Annotated in this window: 18 protein-coding genes; 12 read left to right on the forward strand and 6 right to left on the reverse strand. The window is 65.5% G+C overall.

The window, feature by feature from the left end:
- Positions 1-86: 86 nt before the first annotated feature.
- The 4 genes from CHB88_RS00130 to CHB88_RS00145 all read right to left on the reverse strand — a co-directional run bounded on the left by CHB88_RS00130 (position 87) and on the right by CHB88_RS00145 (position 3,520).
- Complete coding sequence (locus tag CHB88_RS00130) at positions 87-641, reverse strand: hypothetical protein (protein ID WP_089397269.1); 555 nt, start codon at positions 639-641, stop codon at positions 87-89.
- A 35-nt stretch (positions 642-676) separates the two neighbouring features.
- Positions 677-979, reverse strand: coding sequence for an antibiotic biosynthesis monooxygenase family protein (locus CHB88_RS00135; protein WP_089397270.1), 303 nt, complete (start codon positions 977-979; stop codon positions 677-679).
- A 69-nt stretch (positions 980-1,048) separates the two neighbouring features.
- Positions 1,049-2,227 (reverse strand): DNA topoisomerase IB, encoded by a 1,179-nt coding sequence (locus CHB88_RS00140; protein ID WP_089397271.1) that lies wholly within the window; start codon positions 2,225-2,227, stop codon positions 1,049-1,051.
- A gap of 111 nt (positions 2,228-2,338) precedes the next feature.
- Positions 2,339-3,520: a sensor histidine kinase gene (locus tag CHB88_RS00145; RefSeq protein WP_245844608.1), complete on the reverse strand. Its 1,182-nt coding sequence runs from the start codon at positions 3,518-3,520 to the stop codon at positions 2,339-2,341.
- A gap of 211 nt (positions 3,521-3,731) precedes the next feature.
- On the opposite strand from CHB88_RS00145, the gene CHB88_RS00150 reads away from it, so the two are divergent.
- On the forward strand, positions 3,732-4,061 hold the full coding sequence (locus CHB88_RS00150; protein WP_089397273.1) for a cupin domain-containing protein: 330 nt from the start codon (positions 3,732-3,734) through the stop codon (positions 4,059-4,061).
- Positions 4,062-4,209: 148 nt separating this feature from the next.
- Positions 4,210-4,425: a hypothetical protein gene (locus CHB88_RS24095; protein WP_143131085.1), complete on the forward strand. Its 216-nt coding sequence runs from the start codon at positions 4,210-4,212 to the stop codon at positions 4,423-4,425.
- Between the two features lie 106 nt (positions 4,426-4,531).
- Here CHB88_RS24095 and mobA read toward each other — a convergent pair whose 3' ends face one another.
- On the reverse strand, positions 4,532-5,131 hold the full coding sequence (gene mobA / locus CHB88_RS00160) for a molybdenum cofactor guanylyltransferase MobA (RefSeq protein ID WP_176442271.1): 600 nt from the start codon (positions 5,129-5,131) through the stop codon (positions 4,532-4,534).
- A gap of 65 nt (positions 5,132-5,196) precedes the next feature.
- On the reverse strand, positions 5,197-6,312 hold the full coding sequence (gene moaA / locus CHB88_RS00165) for a GTP 3',8-cyclase MoaA (RefSeq protein WP_089397275.1): 1,116 nt from the start codon (positions 6,310-6,312) through the stop codon (positions 5,197-5,199).
- Positions 6,313-6,588: 276 nt separating this feature from the next.
- On the opposite strand from moaA, the gene apbC reads away from it, so the two are divergent.
- The 10 genes from apbC to CHB88_RS00215 all read left to right on the forward strand — a co-directional run bounded on the left by apbC (position 6,589) and on the right by CHB88_RS00215 (position 17,170).
- Complete coding sequence (gene apbC / locus CHB88_RS00170; RefSeq protein ID WP_089397276.1) at positions 6,589-7,677, forward strand: iron-sulfur cluster carrier protein ApbC; 1,089 nt, start codon at positions 6,589-6,591, stop codon at positions 7,675-7,677.
- A gap of 71 nt (positions 7,678-7,748) precedes the next feature.
- Positions 7,749-8,288, forward strand: coding sequence for a DUF3305 domain-containing protein (locus tag CHB88_RS25440; RefSeq protein WP_245844610.1), 540 nt, complete (start codon positions 7,749-7,751; stop codon positions 8,286-8,288).
- Positions 8,278-8,964: a DUF3306 domain-containing protein gene (locus CHB88_RS00180; protein WP_245844612.1), complete on the forward strand. Its 687-nt coding sequence runs from the start codon at positions 8,278-8,280 to the stop codon at positions 8,962-8,964. The genes CHB88_RS25440 and CHB88_RS00180 overlap by 11 nt, the downstream gene beginning before the upstream one ends.
- Positions 8,948-11,050: a 4Fe-4S binding protein gene (locus CHB88_RS00185; protein WP_089397279.1), complete on the forward strand. Its 2,103-nt coding sequence runs from the start codon at positions 8,948-8,950 to the stop codon at positions 11,048-11,050. Before CHB88_RS00180 ends, CHB88_RS00185 begins: the two co-directional genes overlap by 17 nt.
- Positions 11,051-11,102: 52 nt before the next feature.
- The gene (locus CHB88_RS00190) at positions 11,103-11,717 is read left to right on the forward strand and encodes a TorD/DmsD family molecular chaperone (protein WP_089397280.1); all 615 of its coding nucleotides are present in this window, start codon (positions 11,103-11,105) and stop codon (positions 11,715-11,717) included.
- Positions 11,718-11,934: 217 nt separating this feature from the next.
- Entirely contained in the window at positions 11,935-12,132 is a 198-nt protein-coding gene (locus tag CHB88_RS00195; protein ID WP_089397281.1) for a hypothetical protein, read from the forward strand.
- 16 nt (positions 12,133-12,148) lie between these two features.
- Positions 12,149-15,106, forward strand: coding sequence for a formate dehydrogenase subunit alpha (locus tag CHB88_RS00200; RefSeq protein ID WP_089397282.1), 2,958 nt, complete (start codon positions 12,149-12,151; stop codon positions 15,104-15,106).
- A gap of 25 nt (positions 15,107-15,131) precedes the next feature.
- Complete coding sequence (fdh3B, locus tag CHB88_RS00205) at positions 15,132-15,791, forward strand: formate dehydrogenase FDH3 subunit beta (protein WP_089397283.1); 660 nt, start codon at positions 15,132-15,134, stop codon at positions 15,789-15,791.
- Complete coding sequence (locus CHB88_RS00210) at positions 15,791-16,018, forward strand: hypothetical protein (RefSeq protein ID WP_425436050.1); 228 nt, start codon at positions 15,791-15,793, stop codon at positions 16,016-16,018. Before fdh3B ends, CHB88_RS00210 begins: the two co-directional genes overlap by 1 nt.
- Before the next feature lie 21 nt (positions 16,019-16,039).
- The gene (locus CHB88_RS00215; protein WP_089397285.1) at positions 16,040-17,170 is read left to right on the forward strand and encodes a formate dehydrogenase subunit gamma; all 1,131 of its coding nucleotides are present in this window, start codon (positions 16,040-16,042) and stop codon (positions 17,168-17,170) included.
- The last annotated feature ends 9 nt before the right edge of the window (positions 17,171-17,179 follow it).

Consider the following 17,179-nt stretch of genomic DNA (forward strand, 5'->3'; position numbering starts at 1 on the left):
AATGATTTTCTGACAGGGTTCCGCGCCCGGGGGAGGCAGGCACGGTTCCGGCGCGCGCCGGAACGGGAGATGCGGGAGGGAGAAAATTACTTTTGCGCGTCGTCGGCCGGGCCGCCTTCCGGCTTGGCCGGCTGGACGGTCGCCGTGGCCTGCTCGAAGTGTTCCCACGAAAGCTCGGTCGCTTCCATCTTGGGAATGTATTTGTAGTGCTCCAGCCCTTCGTTGATGTAGTCGTCGCCGTTGGGCTCCTTGCCCTCGGCTTCGCTTGCATGCGTGGCCTGCGTGGCTTCCTTGATCGGGAAGCGCCAGTAGACCTTGTCCAGTTCCAGGCCGCAGGTCTTGCGCACATGGTCGCGCAGCGTCATCTCGATGATGTGCGACAGGCGGAAGCGCTTCATCGGCTCCGATTCGATCACCGCCGTCAGCCGGCTGCTGCCGGGCAGGCGCATGCAGGCGGCGGCCACGGTGACGCCGCTGCGCCGGAAATACTCGATGATGGCATCCCTGACGGCATCGTTGCCGGCCTGCTCGCGGACGGCGCGGCGGCGCGCCTGCAGGCCCGGCACGGCGGCGGCCACGCCGGCCACCAGCACCAGCGCCAGCAGTATCAGATGCAGGAGATCGAAATGGTCGGGCATCATAGGACGTCGGAATTAAGTCGCCTGTGCGCCCCGGCTCAGCTGGATTTCGCCAGCAGGGTGAAATGCTCCACCGCCGGCGGCGCGAGGAAGTACGGGCCGACGATGGCGCGCCACTCCTGGAAGGCGGGCGAGCCGCGGAAGTCCACGGTATGGTTCTCCAGGGTTTCCCAGAAAATCATCAGCAGGTAGCGGCCGGGAGACTCGATGCCCTTGTTGATCTTGTAACCGCAGAAGCCCTTGGCCTTGGCAATCACCTGCTCCACGCCGCGCTGGATGGCGGCGTCGAATTCTTCCTGCTTTTCGGGCTGTACGCGGATGTCGGCGAGTTCGAGGATCATGCGGCGCTTTCAGGTTGGAATAATGCAATACCCGATTATGACACCTTAGCCCGCTTCTTATCCAGTGGCTCAGGCACGCGCCGCCGATGCCGTGCGCGCGGCCCGGCCGCTTGGCGCCTTGCGTTTCGCCGATGGGCGTTTCGCCGGCGCCGGGCTGGCCGATTGCAGGCGCTGCTGCAGCAGTCCGACCACCGCTGCCTCTTCCGGCTTCAGCGCATGCAGGTCTTCCTGCAGTTCTTCCCGCGCCCGCTCGCGCAGCGCTTCCAGCATGGTGCCGTCCAGGTAGGATTCGATCACGCCCGGATGCACATAGCACTTGCGGCATACGGACGGCGTGTTGCCCAGGCGCTCGGCCACGCTCTCAATGGCGCGCACCACGTTCTTCTTGGCCTGGGCATCGGAATCGAACTTCTCGTACTCCTGCAGCGCCAGCGCCGCCAGCATGGTGCCGGACCAGGTGCGGAAATCCTTGGCGGTGAAATCCTCGCCGGTGATCTCGCGCAGGTAGTCGTTGACGTCGGATGAATCGACGCTGCGGCGCTCGCCGTCGTCGTCGACATACTGAAACAGTTCCTGCCCCGGCAAGTCGCGGCAGCGGCGCACGATCTTCGCCAGGCGCGGATCGTCGATGTGGATCTCGTGGCGCACCCCGCTCTTGCCGCGGAAGCGGAACTCCACCTGGCTGCCTTCCACCTTCACATGGCGGTTGCGCAGCGTGGTCAGGCCGAAGGATTTATTGCTGCGCGCATATTCCTCGTTGCCTATCCTCATCATCGTCGCCTGCAGCAGGTGCACTACCGTCGCCAACACCTTTTCCCGCGGCAGGCCGGGCAGCTTCAGCGCCGCATCCACGCGCTGGCGGATGGCCGGCAATGCCTGGCCAAACTGGATCATGCGGCCGTACTTGGCGTCGTCGCGCACGCTGCGCCAGCGCGAATGGTAGCGATACTGCTTGCGGCCCTTGGCGTCCCGGCCGGTGGCCTGCAGATGGCCGTTGTCGCGGGCGCAGATCCAGACATCGGTCCAGGCCGGCGGGATCGCCAGCGCGCGGATGCGGGCCAGGGTGTCTTCGTCGCGAATGACGGCGCCATCGGCATCGAGATAGCGGAAGCCGTCGCCGGCGCGCTGGCGGGAAATGCCGGGCTGGCTGTCGGTGACGTAGCGCAGGCCGACCAGGCGGGCGGCCTGGACCGGCTCTTCGGCAAGGGCGGCAGGGGCGGCGGAGTCGGCGGCGGATCGATCGGTCATGAAGCGTATCCCGGTAAGCCCCGGGAATCGGAGCCATGTCCGGTTTGAGATGCTCTTCCGAAAAAAGATTCCGTTGCGTTCCGGCAGGGCCGGCGGTTCGGTCGCGCCGGCTTACTGATTCACCGCCGGCCGCAGCCGCAGCCCTTCGCCGTGCCGCTGGTCGATCAGCGGCTCGGTCGCCGCCGGCTGCAGCGGAATGCCGAGCTGGACGCGGGTGCCGTGGCCGGGACTGCTGTCGATCTGCAAATGGCCGCCGAGGATGGCCATGCGCTCCTCCATGCCGAGCAGGCCGAAGCGATGCGCCTTGCGCCGGTCATTCGGATACATGCCGACGCCATTGTCGGTGACATCCAGCTGCAGCGATGCCGGCGTGATGCGCAGCGCAATGTCCACATGGCTGGCCTGGGCATGGCGCCGGATGTTGGTGAGCGATTCCTGCAGCACGCGGAAGATGGCGGTGGCCTGTTCGTCGCTCAGGAGGCCCTCCGCGTCCCGGGTGCCGCTCTGGTCGTCGACCGCCAGCTCGCATTCGATGCCGCTGGCGCGCCGAAACTCGTGCACCTGCCATTCGATGGCGGCCTTCAGGCCAAGATCCAGCACGGCCGGTCTCAAGTTGTTCATGATGTTGCGAATGGACTTTATCGTCGTATCGATGCAGTCGAGCACCACGCCGACCTTCTGATGCAGCCGCCGGTGGCTGCGGGCGGTGCGGGCATGCAGGCTGGCGACGTCGAGCCGCAGCGCCAGCAGGTTCTGGCCGAGGTCATCGTGGATCTCGCGCGCAATGCGCTTGCGCTCGTCCTCGCGGATGCGGTCACGGTAGTCGGCCAGTTCGCGCAGCATCGCCTGCGAGCGGCGCAGCGCCTCCTCTGCTTGCTTGCGGTCGCGAACCTCGACTTCCAGCCGCTGCACCGCCTCGCGCAGTTGGGCGTTGCTCGGCCAGCCGAGGGCGCGCGGCAGGATCAGCCAGAGCGACGCGGCGGCGGCCAGTGCCGCCAGCGCCTCCACCGCGCGAGCGCCGATCTGCAGCCAGGGCACCGGATGCCACAGCGTCCAGAGCGAGACCAGCTGGCTGACGCCGACAGCCAGGATGAAGAACGAGAACAGGCTGAGGAAACGGCCGAACTGCAGGTCGTGGCGGCGGCGCAGGAACAGCATCAGCGCCAGCAGGATGGAAAAGCAGGCCAGCGCGATCAGGCCATCCGATGTGGCCTGGGCCCACAGCAGTTCCGGATGCGATGCATGCGGCATGAGCCCGTCGCGCTCAAAGGACGGGGGCAGGATGAAGGCCATGTATGCTCCTTTCTGTGCTGCGGGCGCTGCGGCGGCAAGGCTTCGCGGCGCCAACATCGTGCGGCGATGAAGGCGCGCTTTGCCACCGCGCGAACCACACATGCACAGCATAATCCACGTCGATGAAGCCTGCATGGCGGGCGGGCGCATTCATTTCCGCCGGTTTACTTTGTGTGGCATGAGAACCAAGAACTTGATCGAAGGAAGCAGAATGGCCTGTGATCGCATCGACGACGGCCTCCCGGCGGACCTGCCGCAGGAGCTTTTCACGACGCTGGCCGCCGGCGGCCGCACCCGCATCGAGCGTATCGTCTCGCGCGGCCATGCCTCGCCGCCCGGCTTCTGGTACGACCAGGAGGAGCATGAGTGGGTGATGCTGCTGGAAGGCGAGGCGCTGCTGCGCTTCGAGGACCGCCCGGAGCCGCTGCGCCTGACGCCGGGCTGCCACGTGAGCATCGCCGCGCGCCGGCGGCACCGGGTGGAGTGGACAAAGCCGGAGGTGAATACTGTCTGGCTTGCCGTGTTCTATGAGACCGGTTAAAGAAAAGAAACTAAGCCGGCAACGACATGCATCGGCGAATGGCTGCATGCATAGGTAGAAATTTCGATCGTGATGGCGGCATTTGCAGTGAGGGCTAAGTAGACGACCAGCCAGCGGCTACACCGTTCATCCCAATCAGCACATATCCGTGGAAGTCTCGACCAGCTATCCGGATTTGGCCCTTGCCAATATGCTGCTGCACGTATGGAATCACTTCATTCCTTGGCTTGAGGTCCCCGAACTTCCGGTTTACTTCAACGAGAATGTCAGTTGTGTGAATGAACTCGTCAATCAGCCCGCCGAGGACTTCCCTTCGGACTATACCGTCAGCCTCAAGCACGTTCACCCAATTCAAGGTGACTAATTCGACACGCGGAAAATGCGCGGTCATCAGTTCGTGGACCCGACGTGGATTCATCGTTTTCGTCTTACGGAGCCTTAATGACTGAAGCCAGAAAAGGACCGGCTGTTCAAGACGCCTCGTAGCGGCGCAGTTCCTCGATGGTGTTGATATTGCGGAAGGCGTCTTCGTCCTCGAAGCGCACCTCGGCCACCTTCAGCGAGCAGTACCACGCATCGATCTTGCGTCCGCCTTCCTGCAGGAACAGGGTGAGGTACGGCAGCAGCGAGGACTTCAGCAGGCAGAACACCGGATGCGGCTGGCGCGACTCGCCTTCGCCGGTGACGGCCACCGCCAGGTCGGCCTGTTCGCTCACCAGGCCATCGGCCAGGCGCTGCACCAGGTCTTCCGGCAGGAACGGCGAATCGCAGGGCGCCGTCACCAGGTACTCGGTTTCGCAGTGCGCGAGGCCGGTCTGCAGGCCGGCCAGCGGTCCCTCGAATCCGCCCATCTGATCCGGCCACACCGGAAAGCCGAAGCTTTCATAGGGAGCGAGGTTGCGGTTGGCGTTGATCATCAGGAGGCCGACCTGCGGCGACAGGCGCATGATGACGTGCAGCACCATGGGTGCGCCGCGGAACTGCTGCAGGCCCTTCTCCACCCCGCCCATGCGCGAGCCGCGCCCGCCGGCGAGGATGACGCCGCTGATCTGTTCGATGTCGATGCTCATTGGTTTCCGCCCTGAATCCTTGGGGTTGTTGTTCTCGGTGATGCGATCGGCGTTCGCCGCGGCGCTCAGCCACCGATGTAGGACATCTCCACCTTGCGCAGCGGCCGCTGCAGGTCGGCGGTCTGGCTGGTGCGCAGGGCCGAATAGCGGTCGTCGCGGGCGCGCCAGATGTGCGCCAGCACGGTGGCGATCTCCTCGTCGCTGCGGCCGCCGCGCAGCAGGGCGCGCAGGTCGTGGCCGCCGGTGGCGAACAGGCAGGTGTACAGCTTGCCCTCGGTGGAGAGCCGGGCGCGGTTGCAGTCGCCGCAGAAGGCCTGGGTGACGCTGGAGATGACGCCGACCTCGCCGCTGCCGTCGCGGTAGCGCCAGCGCTCGGCGGTTTCGCCGACGGCGGTCGGCGCCGCCTTCTCCAGCGGCATCTCGGCGCCGATGCGGCGGATCACCTCGGCGGAGGGAATCACCTCGTCCATGCGCCAGCCGTTGGAGGAGCCGACATCCATGTACTCGATGAAGCGCAGCACGAAGGGCGTGTTCCTGAAGTAGCGCGCCATCGGCAGGATCTGGTCATCGTTCCAGCCGCGCTTGACCACCATGTTGACCTTGATCGGGCCGAGGCCGGCCTCGTGCGCCGCTTCGATGCCGTCCAGCACCTGCTCCACCGAGAAATCGACGTCGTTCATGCGCTTGAAGACCGCGTCGTCGAGGGCGTCGAGCGAGACGGTGACGCGGCGCAGGCCGGCGTCGCGCAAGGCCTGGGCCTTCTTGCGCAGCAGCGAGCCGTTGGTGGTCAGGGTCAGGTCGAGCGGCTTGCCCTGGGGCGTGCGCAGCGCGCTCAGGGACGCGATCAGCGTTTCGACGTGCTTGCGCAGCAGCGGCTCGCCGCCGGTCAGGCGGATCTTTTCCACGCCGTGCGACACCGCGATGGCGGCGATGCGGGTGATCTCCTCGAACGACAGCAGCGAACTCTGCGGCAGGAAGGTATAGCTGCTGTCGAACACTTCCTTCGGCATGCAGTAGACGCAGCGGAAATTGCAGCGGTCGGTGACCGAGATGCGCAGGTCCCGCAGCGGACGCGCGAAGGCGTCGGCCAGGCGGCCGGTCGGCGCCTCCAGGCGCTCGGGAATGACCGGCACCTGGTTGGCATAGCGATGGTCGGCGAGCGGTATTACTTTTTCAGTCATGGCGGGTCAGGGAGCGGTGCGGCGGACAAGCCGGCGCATTACTTCGAACAATGCATTGTATGCCGCGCGCCGCTTGCGTGTCCAAGGATGGCGCATTGCCAAACGGCCGGCCGCTGCCTATATAACAAGTGTGACGGCCTTTTGGCGCCATCGCGAATTGTCCTTCCGACAAGAGCTGTATGCGGCAGCCAACCATGACCCGCTATTGGCGCAGCCTGTCAGCAGAACCGGATGGACTTGGTTTAGACTTAGCGCCAATCAATATGAGGAGAAGCAATGAGCATCACCGTTGAAGCCGTCAAGGCGGCGCTGTCCGAAGTCCTCGACCCGAATACCGGCAAGGATTTCGTTACGTCGAAGTCGGCCAGGAACATCAAGGTCGACGGCGCCGACGTCATGCTCGACATCGAACTGGGTTACCCGGCGAAAAGCCAGATAGATGCCATCCGCAAATCCGTGATCGCCGCTGTGCGCAGGATCGACGGCGCCGGCAACGTCAGCGCCAACGTCTACAGCAAGATCATTGCCCATACCGTGCAGCGCGGCGTGAAGCTGCTGCCGACGGTGAAGAACATCATCGCCGTTGCCTCCGGCAAGGGCGGCGTCGGCAAGTCCACCACCGCCGCCAACCTGGCGCTGGCGCTGGCCGCCGAGGGCGCCCAGGTCGGCATCCTCGACGCCGACATCTACGGCCCGTCGCAGCCGACCATGATGGGCATCTCCGGCCGGCCGGAGACCCTGGACGGCAAGACCATGGAACCGCTGGAGAACCATGGCCTGCAGGTATCGTCGATCGGCTTCATGATCGATCCGGACGAGCCGATGGTGTGGCGCGGCCCGATCGTGACCCAGGCCCTGCAGCAGCTGCTGGAGCAGACCAACTGGCGCGACCTCGACTACCTCATCGTCGACATGCCGCCCGGCACCGGCGACGTTCAGCTCACGCTGTCGCAAAAGGTGCCGGTGACCGGCGCGGTGATCGTCACCACGCCGCAGGACATCGCCCTGCTGGATGCGCGCAAGGGCCTGAAGATGTTCGAGAAGGTGGGCATTCCCATCCTCGGCGTGGTAGAGAACATGAGCATCCACGTCTGCTCCAACTGCGGCCATGCGGAGCATATCTTCGGCCAGGGCGGCGGCGAAAAGATGTGCAGCGACTTCGGCGTGGACTTCCTCGGCTCCCTGCCGCTGACCATGTCGATCCGCGAGCAGGCCGATTCCGGCCGCCCGACGGTGGTCGCCGATCCGGACGGCAAGGTCGCCGACATCTACAAAGCCATCGCCCGCCGCATCGCCGTCAAGGTGGCGGAGAAGGCGAAGGACATGACCAGCAAGTTTCCCAGCATCGTCATCAAGAACGACTGACCACCGCAATGCCGCCCGCGCCCGTCGCCATGCCGGACGCGGGCAACCAGCACCACGAAAGCATCACATCTATGAGCAGCAACGCGCCTTCGGGCAGGGAGCCGGAAGCCACCCGGGTGGCGGTCGTCATGCAGCGCACGCCGCTGAACAGCCGCTGGCAGCCTTACGCCTGGAAACCGATCGATGTCATCCCCGACCCGTTCGGCGACGGCAGCATGCGCTGCCTGCGCCAGGACGAGGCCGACAGCCGCTGGCTGTTCCCGGGTTTCGAAGTGCGCCTGTTCAGCGACGAGGCGGAAGGCTATTTCCTCAACATCGACTCGCCGCAGCCGGGCTGGTTCGTCATGTGGCGCATGGAAGAGGTCGACGGCGGCGAAATCGCGGTGCCCAAGCACGTCACCCTGTCCTATCATGAAGCATCGCGCCTGATGGATGGCGGCGAGCGGGTCGACAGCCTGCCGGCGCCGGCGGAAATCGTCGAGCAGCTGGCCGCCTTCGTGCGCGACTTCTACAAGCCCGAACCGAAGCGCAAGCGGCGCAAGCCTTCCTTCGAGGGCGGCGAGCAGGTGGCGCAGATGGCGAGCGACGAAAAGGACATCCATGGCCGCTGAAAGCTTTTTCCAGAAGTGGTCGCGCCGCAAGGCGGAAGCGCGCGAAGCCGAGCAGGCAAGCCCGGCGGAGACGCAAGCCGCGCCGCCGGCGCCGACAGAGCCGCTGCCGGCGCCGACCCTGGACGACGTGGCGGCGCTGACGCCGGAATCCGACTTCTCCCGCTTCGTCGCCCGCGACGTCGACGAGGGCGTGCGGCGCTCGGCCATGAAGAAGCTGTTCACCGATCCGCACTTCAACGTGATGGACGGGCTGGACATCTATATCGACGATTACACCAAGTCCGACCCGATCCCGGCGGCGATGCTGGCCGGCCTGCTCCATGCCAAGAGCGTGCTGAATCCGCTCGACCAGTTCGGCAAGCCGCTGCTGAGCCTGCTGAATGCGCCGGAAGCGGAGAAGTCCGACGTGCCGGGCAGCATCGCGGCGAAGTCCGCCGACGGCGAGGCGGAAGACGCCACGGAGCCCGCCGAAGCCATGCCGGAGGCCGCGCAGGCCGATGCAGAATCGGCCGCTGCCGAACAGCCTGGCGGCGACAGCCAGGACGAGCAACCCATTCAGGCGGCCGCCTCCGGACAGCCGCCCGCTTCCGACCAAGACACCGACCGCCCTGCCGAAGCCGGGCAGGCGCCGAACCAAACGACTCCCACCAGGCCTTCCGATGAGCACGAAATTTAAAGTCTGCAACTGCAACCACACCATGCCGCTGGACGCGGCCGCCGGCGCCAAGCTGGGCGCGGCACTGGGCGGCGAGGCACTGCCGGTCGCCAACCAGCTGTGCCGGCGCGAGGTGGGCGCCTATCTCAACGCCCTGGACGGCGTGGACGACGTGGTGGTCGCCTGCACCCAGGAACAGGCGCTCTTTTCGGAACTCGCCGAGCAGAAAGGCACGGTGGCGCCGATTCGCTTCGTCAACATCCGCGAGACCGGCGGCTGGAGCGCCCAGGCGCGCGATTCACTGCCGAAGATGGCGGCGCTGCTGGCGGCGCAGACCCTGCCGGAGCCGGAGCCGGTGCCGATGGTGGAGTATGCGTCGGCCGGCCGGGTGCTGATCATCGGCCCGGCGGAACGGGCGCTGCGCTGGGCGGCGCGCCTGGAGCAGCAGCTGGAAGTGAGCGTGCTGCTGACCTCGGGACGCGGTTCGTCCGGCATGCAGTCGCGCGCCTTCCCGGTGTTCTCCGGCGAGCGCATCCACGTGAAGGGCTGGCTCGGCGCCTTCGAGGTCAGCTGGCAGCAGGCCAACCCGATCGACCTGGAAACCTGCATCCGCTGCAACGCCTGCATCAGCGCCTGCCCGGAAGGCGCGATCGACCTGACCTATCAGATCGACCTCGACAAGTGCCGTGACCACCGCGACTGCGTCAAGGCCTGCGGCCCGATCGGCGCCATCGATTTCCAGCGCAGCGCCACCGAGCGCAGCGGCAGCTTCGACCTGGTGTTCGACCTCTCCGAGCAGCCGCTCATTACCCTGCACCAGCCGCCGCAGGGCTATTTCGCGCCGGGCGCCTCGGAAGTCAGGCAGACCGAAGCGTCGCTGCAGCTGACGCAGATGGTGGGCGAGTTCACCAAGCCGAAATACTTCATCTACAAAGAAAAGCTGTGCGCCCACAGCCGCAACCAGCAGACCGGCTGCAACGCCTGCATCGACGTCTGCTCCACCGCCGCCATCGCCGGCAACGGCAATCTGGTGAAGGTCACGCCCAACCTGTGCATGGGCTGCGGCGCCTGCACCACCGTCTGCCCGTCCGGCGCGCTGACCTACGCCTACCCGCGCGCTGCCGACATGGGCCAGCGCATCCGCACCATGCTCGCCGCCTATGCCAAGGCCGGCGGCCGCCAGCCGGCGCTGCTGTTGCACAGCCATGAAGGCGGTGCCGAGCTGATCGGCGAGCTCGGCCGCACCGCCCAGGCCACCCGCAAGCTCAAGGGCATGCCGGCGCGCGTGATGCCGCTGGCGCTGCACCACACCGCGTCCGCCGGCATCGATTTGTGGCTGGCGGCCATCGCCTATGGCGCCACCAATGTCGCCATCCTCACCACCGATGAGGAAGCGCCGCAGTACCTGCAGGCGCTGGGCGAGCAGATCGACGTGGCGCAGGCCATCCTCAACGGCCTCGGCTACCAGGGCACGCACCTGCAGCTGGTGCGCGCCGGCACGCCGGAAGGCCTGGACGTGGCGCTGCACGAGCTGCGCCCGGCCGAGGTGGCGCCGCAGCCGGCGGTGTTCCGGGTGGCGGCGGACAAGCGCAACACGCTGGAATTCGCCATCGAGCACCTGCTCAAGCATGCGCCGGTGAAGCCGGAGGAAATTCCGCTGCCGGCCGCCTCGCCCTTCGGCCGCGTGAACGTCAACCGCGACGCCTGCACGCTCTGCATGTCCTGCGTCGGCGCCTGCCCGGAGTCGGCGCTGGCCGACAATCCCAATCTGCCGCAGCTGCGCTTCATCGAGAAGAACTGCGTGCAGTGCGGGCTGTGCGAGAAGACCTGCCCGGAGAACGCCATCAGCCTGACGCCGCGCCTGCTGCTGACCGATGCCGTCAAGCAGCCGCAGGTGCTGAACGAAGCCCAGCCCTTCCACTGCATCCGCTGCAGCAAGCCTTTCGGCACCCTGCAGATGATCGAGAACATGGTGGCCAAGCTGTCCCTGCATGGCGCCTTCGCCGGCAACATCGACCGCCTGAAGATGTGCGGCGACTGCCGCGTGGTCGACATGATGGAGAACAAGCGCGAAGCCAGCGTCCTCGACCTGAAGCGCCCGCATTGAAGCGCCTGCGCTGATACCGGCAACGATAACCACACTGACCTTCCAGCATCCGATGACCACTTCCCAGCCCCTGAAATTCGAAGCGCCGGACGCCGGCGAGGAAACCGCCCGCGCCGACCTGTACGGCCTGCTCGCCACCCTGCTCTACGCCCCGCCGTCGCAGCAATTGCTCGACACCATCGGCTCCGCCGGCCGGGAGGGCGACGGCTTGCTGGAGAAGGCTTGGGCGGAGCTATCCGCCGCCTGCAAGGACAGCCGGGCGGAAGCCGTGCGCGACGAGTATGAAAGCGTGTTCATCGGCGTCGGGAAACCGGACGTGATGCTGTACGGGTCCTATTATTTGTCCGGTTTCCTGATGGAGAAACCGCTGGCGGCGTTGCGCGCCGACCTGGCGCGCCTCGGTCTGGCGCGCGACGACACCATGCCCGAGACGGAAGACCATGTGGCCTATCTGTGCGAAGTCATGCGATACCTGATCGCTTCCGATGACGCCCTGCATGCCAACCTCACTACCCAGAAAGCGTTTTTCGCCGATCACCTGCAGCCTTGGGTGCTGCAGATGTGCGACGCCATCCTGGACCATCCCAAGACCCCCTTCTATTCATCGGTTGCCAAGCTGGCGCGGGCCTTCTTCGAAGTCGAAATGCAAGCCTTCGACATGGCGTGACCCGGCTGCCGGTAACGGAACCGGCTGGGCGCGGGTTGCGCTATCACAACAAAACCGCCAATAATGGTCTTAAATAGTGCAGAGATGCACTATTTTTGTATCGCTATGTTGCGCATGACATATGCTCGGCTCTGCATGAGTGCGCAGCTTGTGTTACTTTGTAGCATTGTCCTTTTGAAATTCAGTGCTGTCGCGTTGAAACCAAGGAGGGGGAGATATGACAGAAGCCAAGAAAACCACTCGGCGCAGCTTTTTCGCCGGACTCGGACTGGCCGCAGCCGGCGTGGCCGCCGTGAAATTCGCACCGAAAGCGGTCGTTCCGGAAGCCGCCGCCGCGGCGCCGGCCGAGCCGGAAGGCGACGGTTACCGCCTGACCGAGCACATCAAGAAGTATTACCGCACCACCACCATTTAATCCCGAGGGGACTTCCATGCAGCTGACTCGCAAGGGCCACTCAGGCCAGCGCACGCCTAGCCGTTTCTCATCCAGCCTCAGCGACACTCTGTCGCGCGCCCTGCCCACGATGGACCGCCGCACCTTCCTGAAGCGTTCGGGCATCGGTGTCGGCGCCGGCATCGCCGCTTCCCAGCTCAGCCTGATCAAGCGCGCCAACGCCAGCGCCGCCGCCGGTGACGGCAAGGGCAAGATCGAGGTCAAGCGCACCGTCTGCACCCACTGCTCGGTAGGCTGCGCGGTCGACGCGGTGGTGGAGAACGGCGTCTGGGTGCGCCAGGAACCGGTGTTCGATTCGCCGATCAACCTCGGCGCCCATTGCGCCAAGGGCGCCGCCCTGCGCGAGCACGGCCATGGCGAATACCGCCTGAAATATCCGATGAAGCTGGTCAACGGCAAGTACCAGCGCATTTCCTGGGACGTGGCGCTCAAGGAAGTCTCGGAAAAGCTGCTGGCGCTGCGCAAGGAAAGCGGCCCGGATTCCGTCTTCTTCGTCGGCTCTTCCAAGCACAACAACGAGCAGTCGCAGATGCTGCGCAAGTTCGTCTCCTTCTTCGGCACCAACAACTGCGACCACCAGGCGCGCATCTGCCACTCCACCACGGTGGCCGGCGTGGCCAACACCTGGGGCTACGGCGCGATGACCAACAGCTACAACGACATGCAGAACGCGAAAGCGGCGCTGTATATCGGTTCGAACGCTGCCGAGGCGCATCCGGTCTCCATGCTGCACATGCTGCACGCCAAGGAGAACGGCACCAAGATGATCGTCTGCGATCCGCGCTTCACCCGCACCGCGGCCAAGGCGGACCAGTACATCCGCTTCCGCTCCGGCTCCGACGTCGCCCTGCTGTTCGGCATCGCGTACCACATCTTCAAGAACGGCTGGGAAGACAAGAAGTACATCAATGACCGCGTCTACGGCATGGACAAGGTCAGGGAAGAGGTCATGAAGTGGACCCCGGAGAAGGTCGAGGAAGTCTCCGGCGTGCCCGAGGCAGAGGTGTTCAAGGCCGCCGAGACCATGGCCAAGAACCGCCCGTCCACCATCGTCTGGTGCATGGGCCAGACGCAGCACACCATCGGCAACGCCATGGTGCGCGCTTCCTGCATCGTTCAGCTCATCCTCGGCAACGTCGGCGTCTCCGGCGGCGGCACCAACATCTTCCGCGGCCACGACAACGTGCAGGGCGCGACCGACGTCGGCCCGAACCCGGATTCCCTGCCCGGCTACTACGGCCTGGCCACCGGCGCCTGGAAGCACTGGTCCACCGTCTGGGGCGTGGACTACGAGTGGGTGAAGAAGCAGTTCGCTTCCCAGGCGATGATGGAAAAGTCCGGCACCACCGTCTCGCGCTGGGTCGACGCCGTGCTGGAAAAGAACGAGTACATCGACCAGGACAGCAACGTCAAGGGCGTGGTGTTCTGGGGCCATGCGCCGAACTCGCAGACGCGCGGCCTGGACATGAAGAAGGCGCTCGACAAGCTCGACCTGCTGGTGGTGATCGACCCCTATCCTTCCGCCACCGCGGCGATGGCGGCGATGCAGGTCGACGGCCAGGAACTGAACCCGAACCGCGCGGTGTACCTGCTGCCGGCGGCGACCCAGTTCGAGACCTCCGGCTCGGTCACCGCGTCGAACCGCTCCCTCCAGTGGCGCGAGAAGGTCATCGAACCGCTGTTCGAATCCCGCACCGACCACATGATCATGTACCAGCTGGCTGAGAAGCTCGGCTTCGGCAAGGAACTGGTCGCCAAGATCAAGCTGGTGCCCGGCAAGGGCGGCATGATGGAGCCGGAGCCGGAATCCATGCTGGAAGAGATCAACCGCGGCACCTGGACCATCGGCTACACCGGCCAGTCCCCGGCGCGCCTGAAGGCGCACATGCGCAACATGCACATGTTCGACGTCAAGACCCTCAAGTGCAAGGGCGGCAAGGACCCGGTCACCGGCTATGACATGACCGGCGACTACTTCGGCCTGCCCTGGCCCTGCTACGGCACCGCCGCGATCAAGCATCCGGGTTCGCCCAACCTGTACGACACGTCCAAGCATGTCATGGACGGCGGCGGCAACTTCCGCGCCAACTTCGGCGTGGAAAAGGATGGCGTCAACCTGCTGGCGGAAGACGGCTCCCATTCGCTCGGCGCGGAAATCACCACCGGCTATCCGGAATTCGATCACATCCTGCTGAAGAAGCTGGGCTGGTGGGATGACCTGACCGAGGCCGAGAAGAAGGCGGCCGAGGGCAAGAACTGGAAGACCGACCTCTCCGGCGGCATCCAGCGCGTGGCGATGAAGCATGGCTGCCACCCCTTCGGCAACGCCAAGGCGCGCGCCGTGGTGTGGAACTTCCCCGACCCGGTCCCGCTGCACCGCGAGCCGCTGTACGGCACTCGGCCGGACTTGGTTGCAAAGTATCCGACCCACGACGACAAGAAAGCCTTCTGGCGCCTGCCGACGCTGTACAAGTCGGTGCAGCAGAAGAACGTCGAGAACAAGCTGTACGAGAAATTCCCGATCATACTCACCTCCGGCCGCCTGGTGGAGTACGAGGGCGGCGGCGAGGAAACCCGTTCCAATCCGTGGCTGGCCGAACTGCAGCAGGAGAACTTCGTCGAGATCAATCCGAAAGCGGCGTCCGACCGCGGCATCCGCAACGGCGAATACGTGATCGTGTCGACCCCGACCGGCGCCCGCCTCAAGGTGCGCGCCCTGGTCACCCCGCGCGTCGGCCCGGATACCGCCTTCATTCCGTTCCACTTCTCCGGCTGGTGGCAGGGCAAGGACATGAAGGATGCCTATCCGGAAGGCGCGATGCCGGTGGTCCGCGGCGAGGCGGTCAACACCGCCACCACCTACGGCTACGACTCGGTGACGATGATGCAGGAAACGAAGACCACGATCTGCAACATCGAACGCTTCGCGGCTTGATCGATACAGCGCTTAGGAGAGACACATGGCAAGAATGAAATTTATCTGCGACACGGAGCGTTGTATCGAGTGCAACAGCTGCGCAACCGCCTGCAAGAACGAGCATGAAGTGCCCTGGGGCGTGAACCGCCGCCGGGTGGTCACCGTCAACGACGGCGTCATCGGCCAGGAAAAGACCATCTCGGTCGCCTGCATGCACTGCTCCGACGCGCCCTGCATGGCGGTGTGCCCGGTGGATTGCTTCTACCGCACCGACGAAGGCGTGGTCCTGCACAACAAGGACACCTGCATCGGCTGCGGCTACTGCTCCTACGCCTGCCCGTTCGGCGCGCCGCAGTTCCCGTCCAACGGCACCTTCGGCCTGCGCGGCAAGATGGACAAGTGCACCTTCTGCGCCGGCGGCCCAGAGGAAAACGGCTCCAAGGCCGAGTTCGAGAAGTATGGCCGCAACCGCCTGGCCGAAGGCAAGCTGCCGCTGTGCGCCGAGATGTGCTCGACCAAGGCCCTGCTGGGCGGCGACGGCGACGCCATCGCCGACATCTTCCGCAGCCGTGTCATGCGCCGCGGCAAGGGCAGCGAAGTCTGGGGCTGGGGCACCGCCTACGGCAAGTCGCCGAATCCGAACGCCACCGCACCGGCGGCCGCCACCGCAGCACCGGCCTCCTTCACCGAGGGGAAGAAATGATGAAGACGCTTATGGTGATCGCCCTGTCCGCCGGCCTGCTGGCCGCCTGCGGTGAAATCGACCAGACCAAGTCGGCCCAGTCCGCCAACCGCGACGATGCGGCGCCCTGGCAGGGCGCCAAGAACGCCTTCGTCGCCAGCAGTTGGGCGCCGGGCGACAAGACTTCCTGGGAGAACCAGCTGCGTGCCCGTTCAATGGGTCAGAACGAGTACAACAAGATCAACTGAGCCACGGCCAGGAGAGACATCATGAAAACCTGTTTAGCCAGCCTCGCCCTCGGCGCGGCGCTGCTGACGGCCTCCGTCGGCGGCGCCTTCGCCCAGGAAGCGGCCAAGCCGGCGGCGCAGCCCATCCCGGCTGCCGCCCCGGCTCCTGCCGTGGAGTCGGTCGACATCATGAAGCAGAACCAGGCGGAGCGCAGCCGTGACCAGCCCGGCAACAATGCGCCGGTCTGGCGCGCGGTCAAGGAGGGGCAGCAGCACTACTCCAGCCTGCCGGCGCCGGAAGCCGGCGTGCTGATCCAGGCCAAGGAGCAGTTCCCCGGCCAGGCGCGCGCCACCTCCGCCGGCGAAGCCTGGCGCCAGTACCGCAACGGCCCGCTCACCTCCTACGGCGGCTGGCTGCTGATCCTGGCGGTGCTCGGCATTGCGGCGGTGTACCTGCTGCGCGGTCAGATCAAGCTGAACGCGCCGCGCACCGGCCGCCTGATCGAGCGTTTCACCTCGCTCGAGCGGGTGACCCACTGGACCATGGCGCTGAGCTTTCTGGCGCTGGCCCTCACCGGCCTCACCATGCTGTTCGGCAAGCATGTCCTGATGCCGCTCTTTGGCCATACCCTGTTCGGCTGGCTGGCCTACGCCTGCAAGAACGTGCACAATTTCGTCGGACCGCTGTTCACCGCCTCGGTGATCGTGTTCTTCGTCATGTTCGTGCGCGACAACCTGCCGGGCAAGGGCGACCTCGACTGGCTGAAGAAGCTGGGCGGGGCGCGCGGCCATGCCAGTGCCGGCCGCTTCAACGCCGGCGAGAAGATCTGGTTCTGGGGCGGCGTCACCGTGCTCGGCCTGATCGTCAGCGGCTCCGGCTTCGTGCTCGACAAGATCGTGCCGAACCTGGAATACACCCGGGCGCTGATGCAGTACGCCAACGTGATCCACCTGGTCGCCGCGGTGCTGGTGTTCGCCATGTCGCTCGCCCACATCTACATTGGCACCATCGGCATGGAAGGCGCCTACGATGCGATGCGCACCGGCTACGTCGACGATGCCTGGGCCAAGGAGCACCACGACCTGTGGTACGAGCAGATCGAGAAAGGCGAGATCCCGCGCGTGCGCACGGCGGAAGGCGCCAAGGTCATACAGCCGGCGAAGGCAGTCTAAGGAGAATCC

The organism is Noviherbaspirillum humi (assembly GCF_900188095.1).
Taxonomy (GTDB): domain Bacteria; phylum Pseudomonadota; class Gammaproteobacteria; order Burkholderiales; family Burkholderiaceae_D; genus Noviherbaspirillum; species Noviherbaspirillum humi.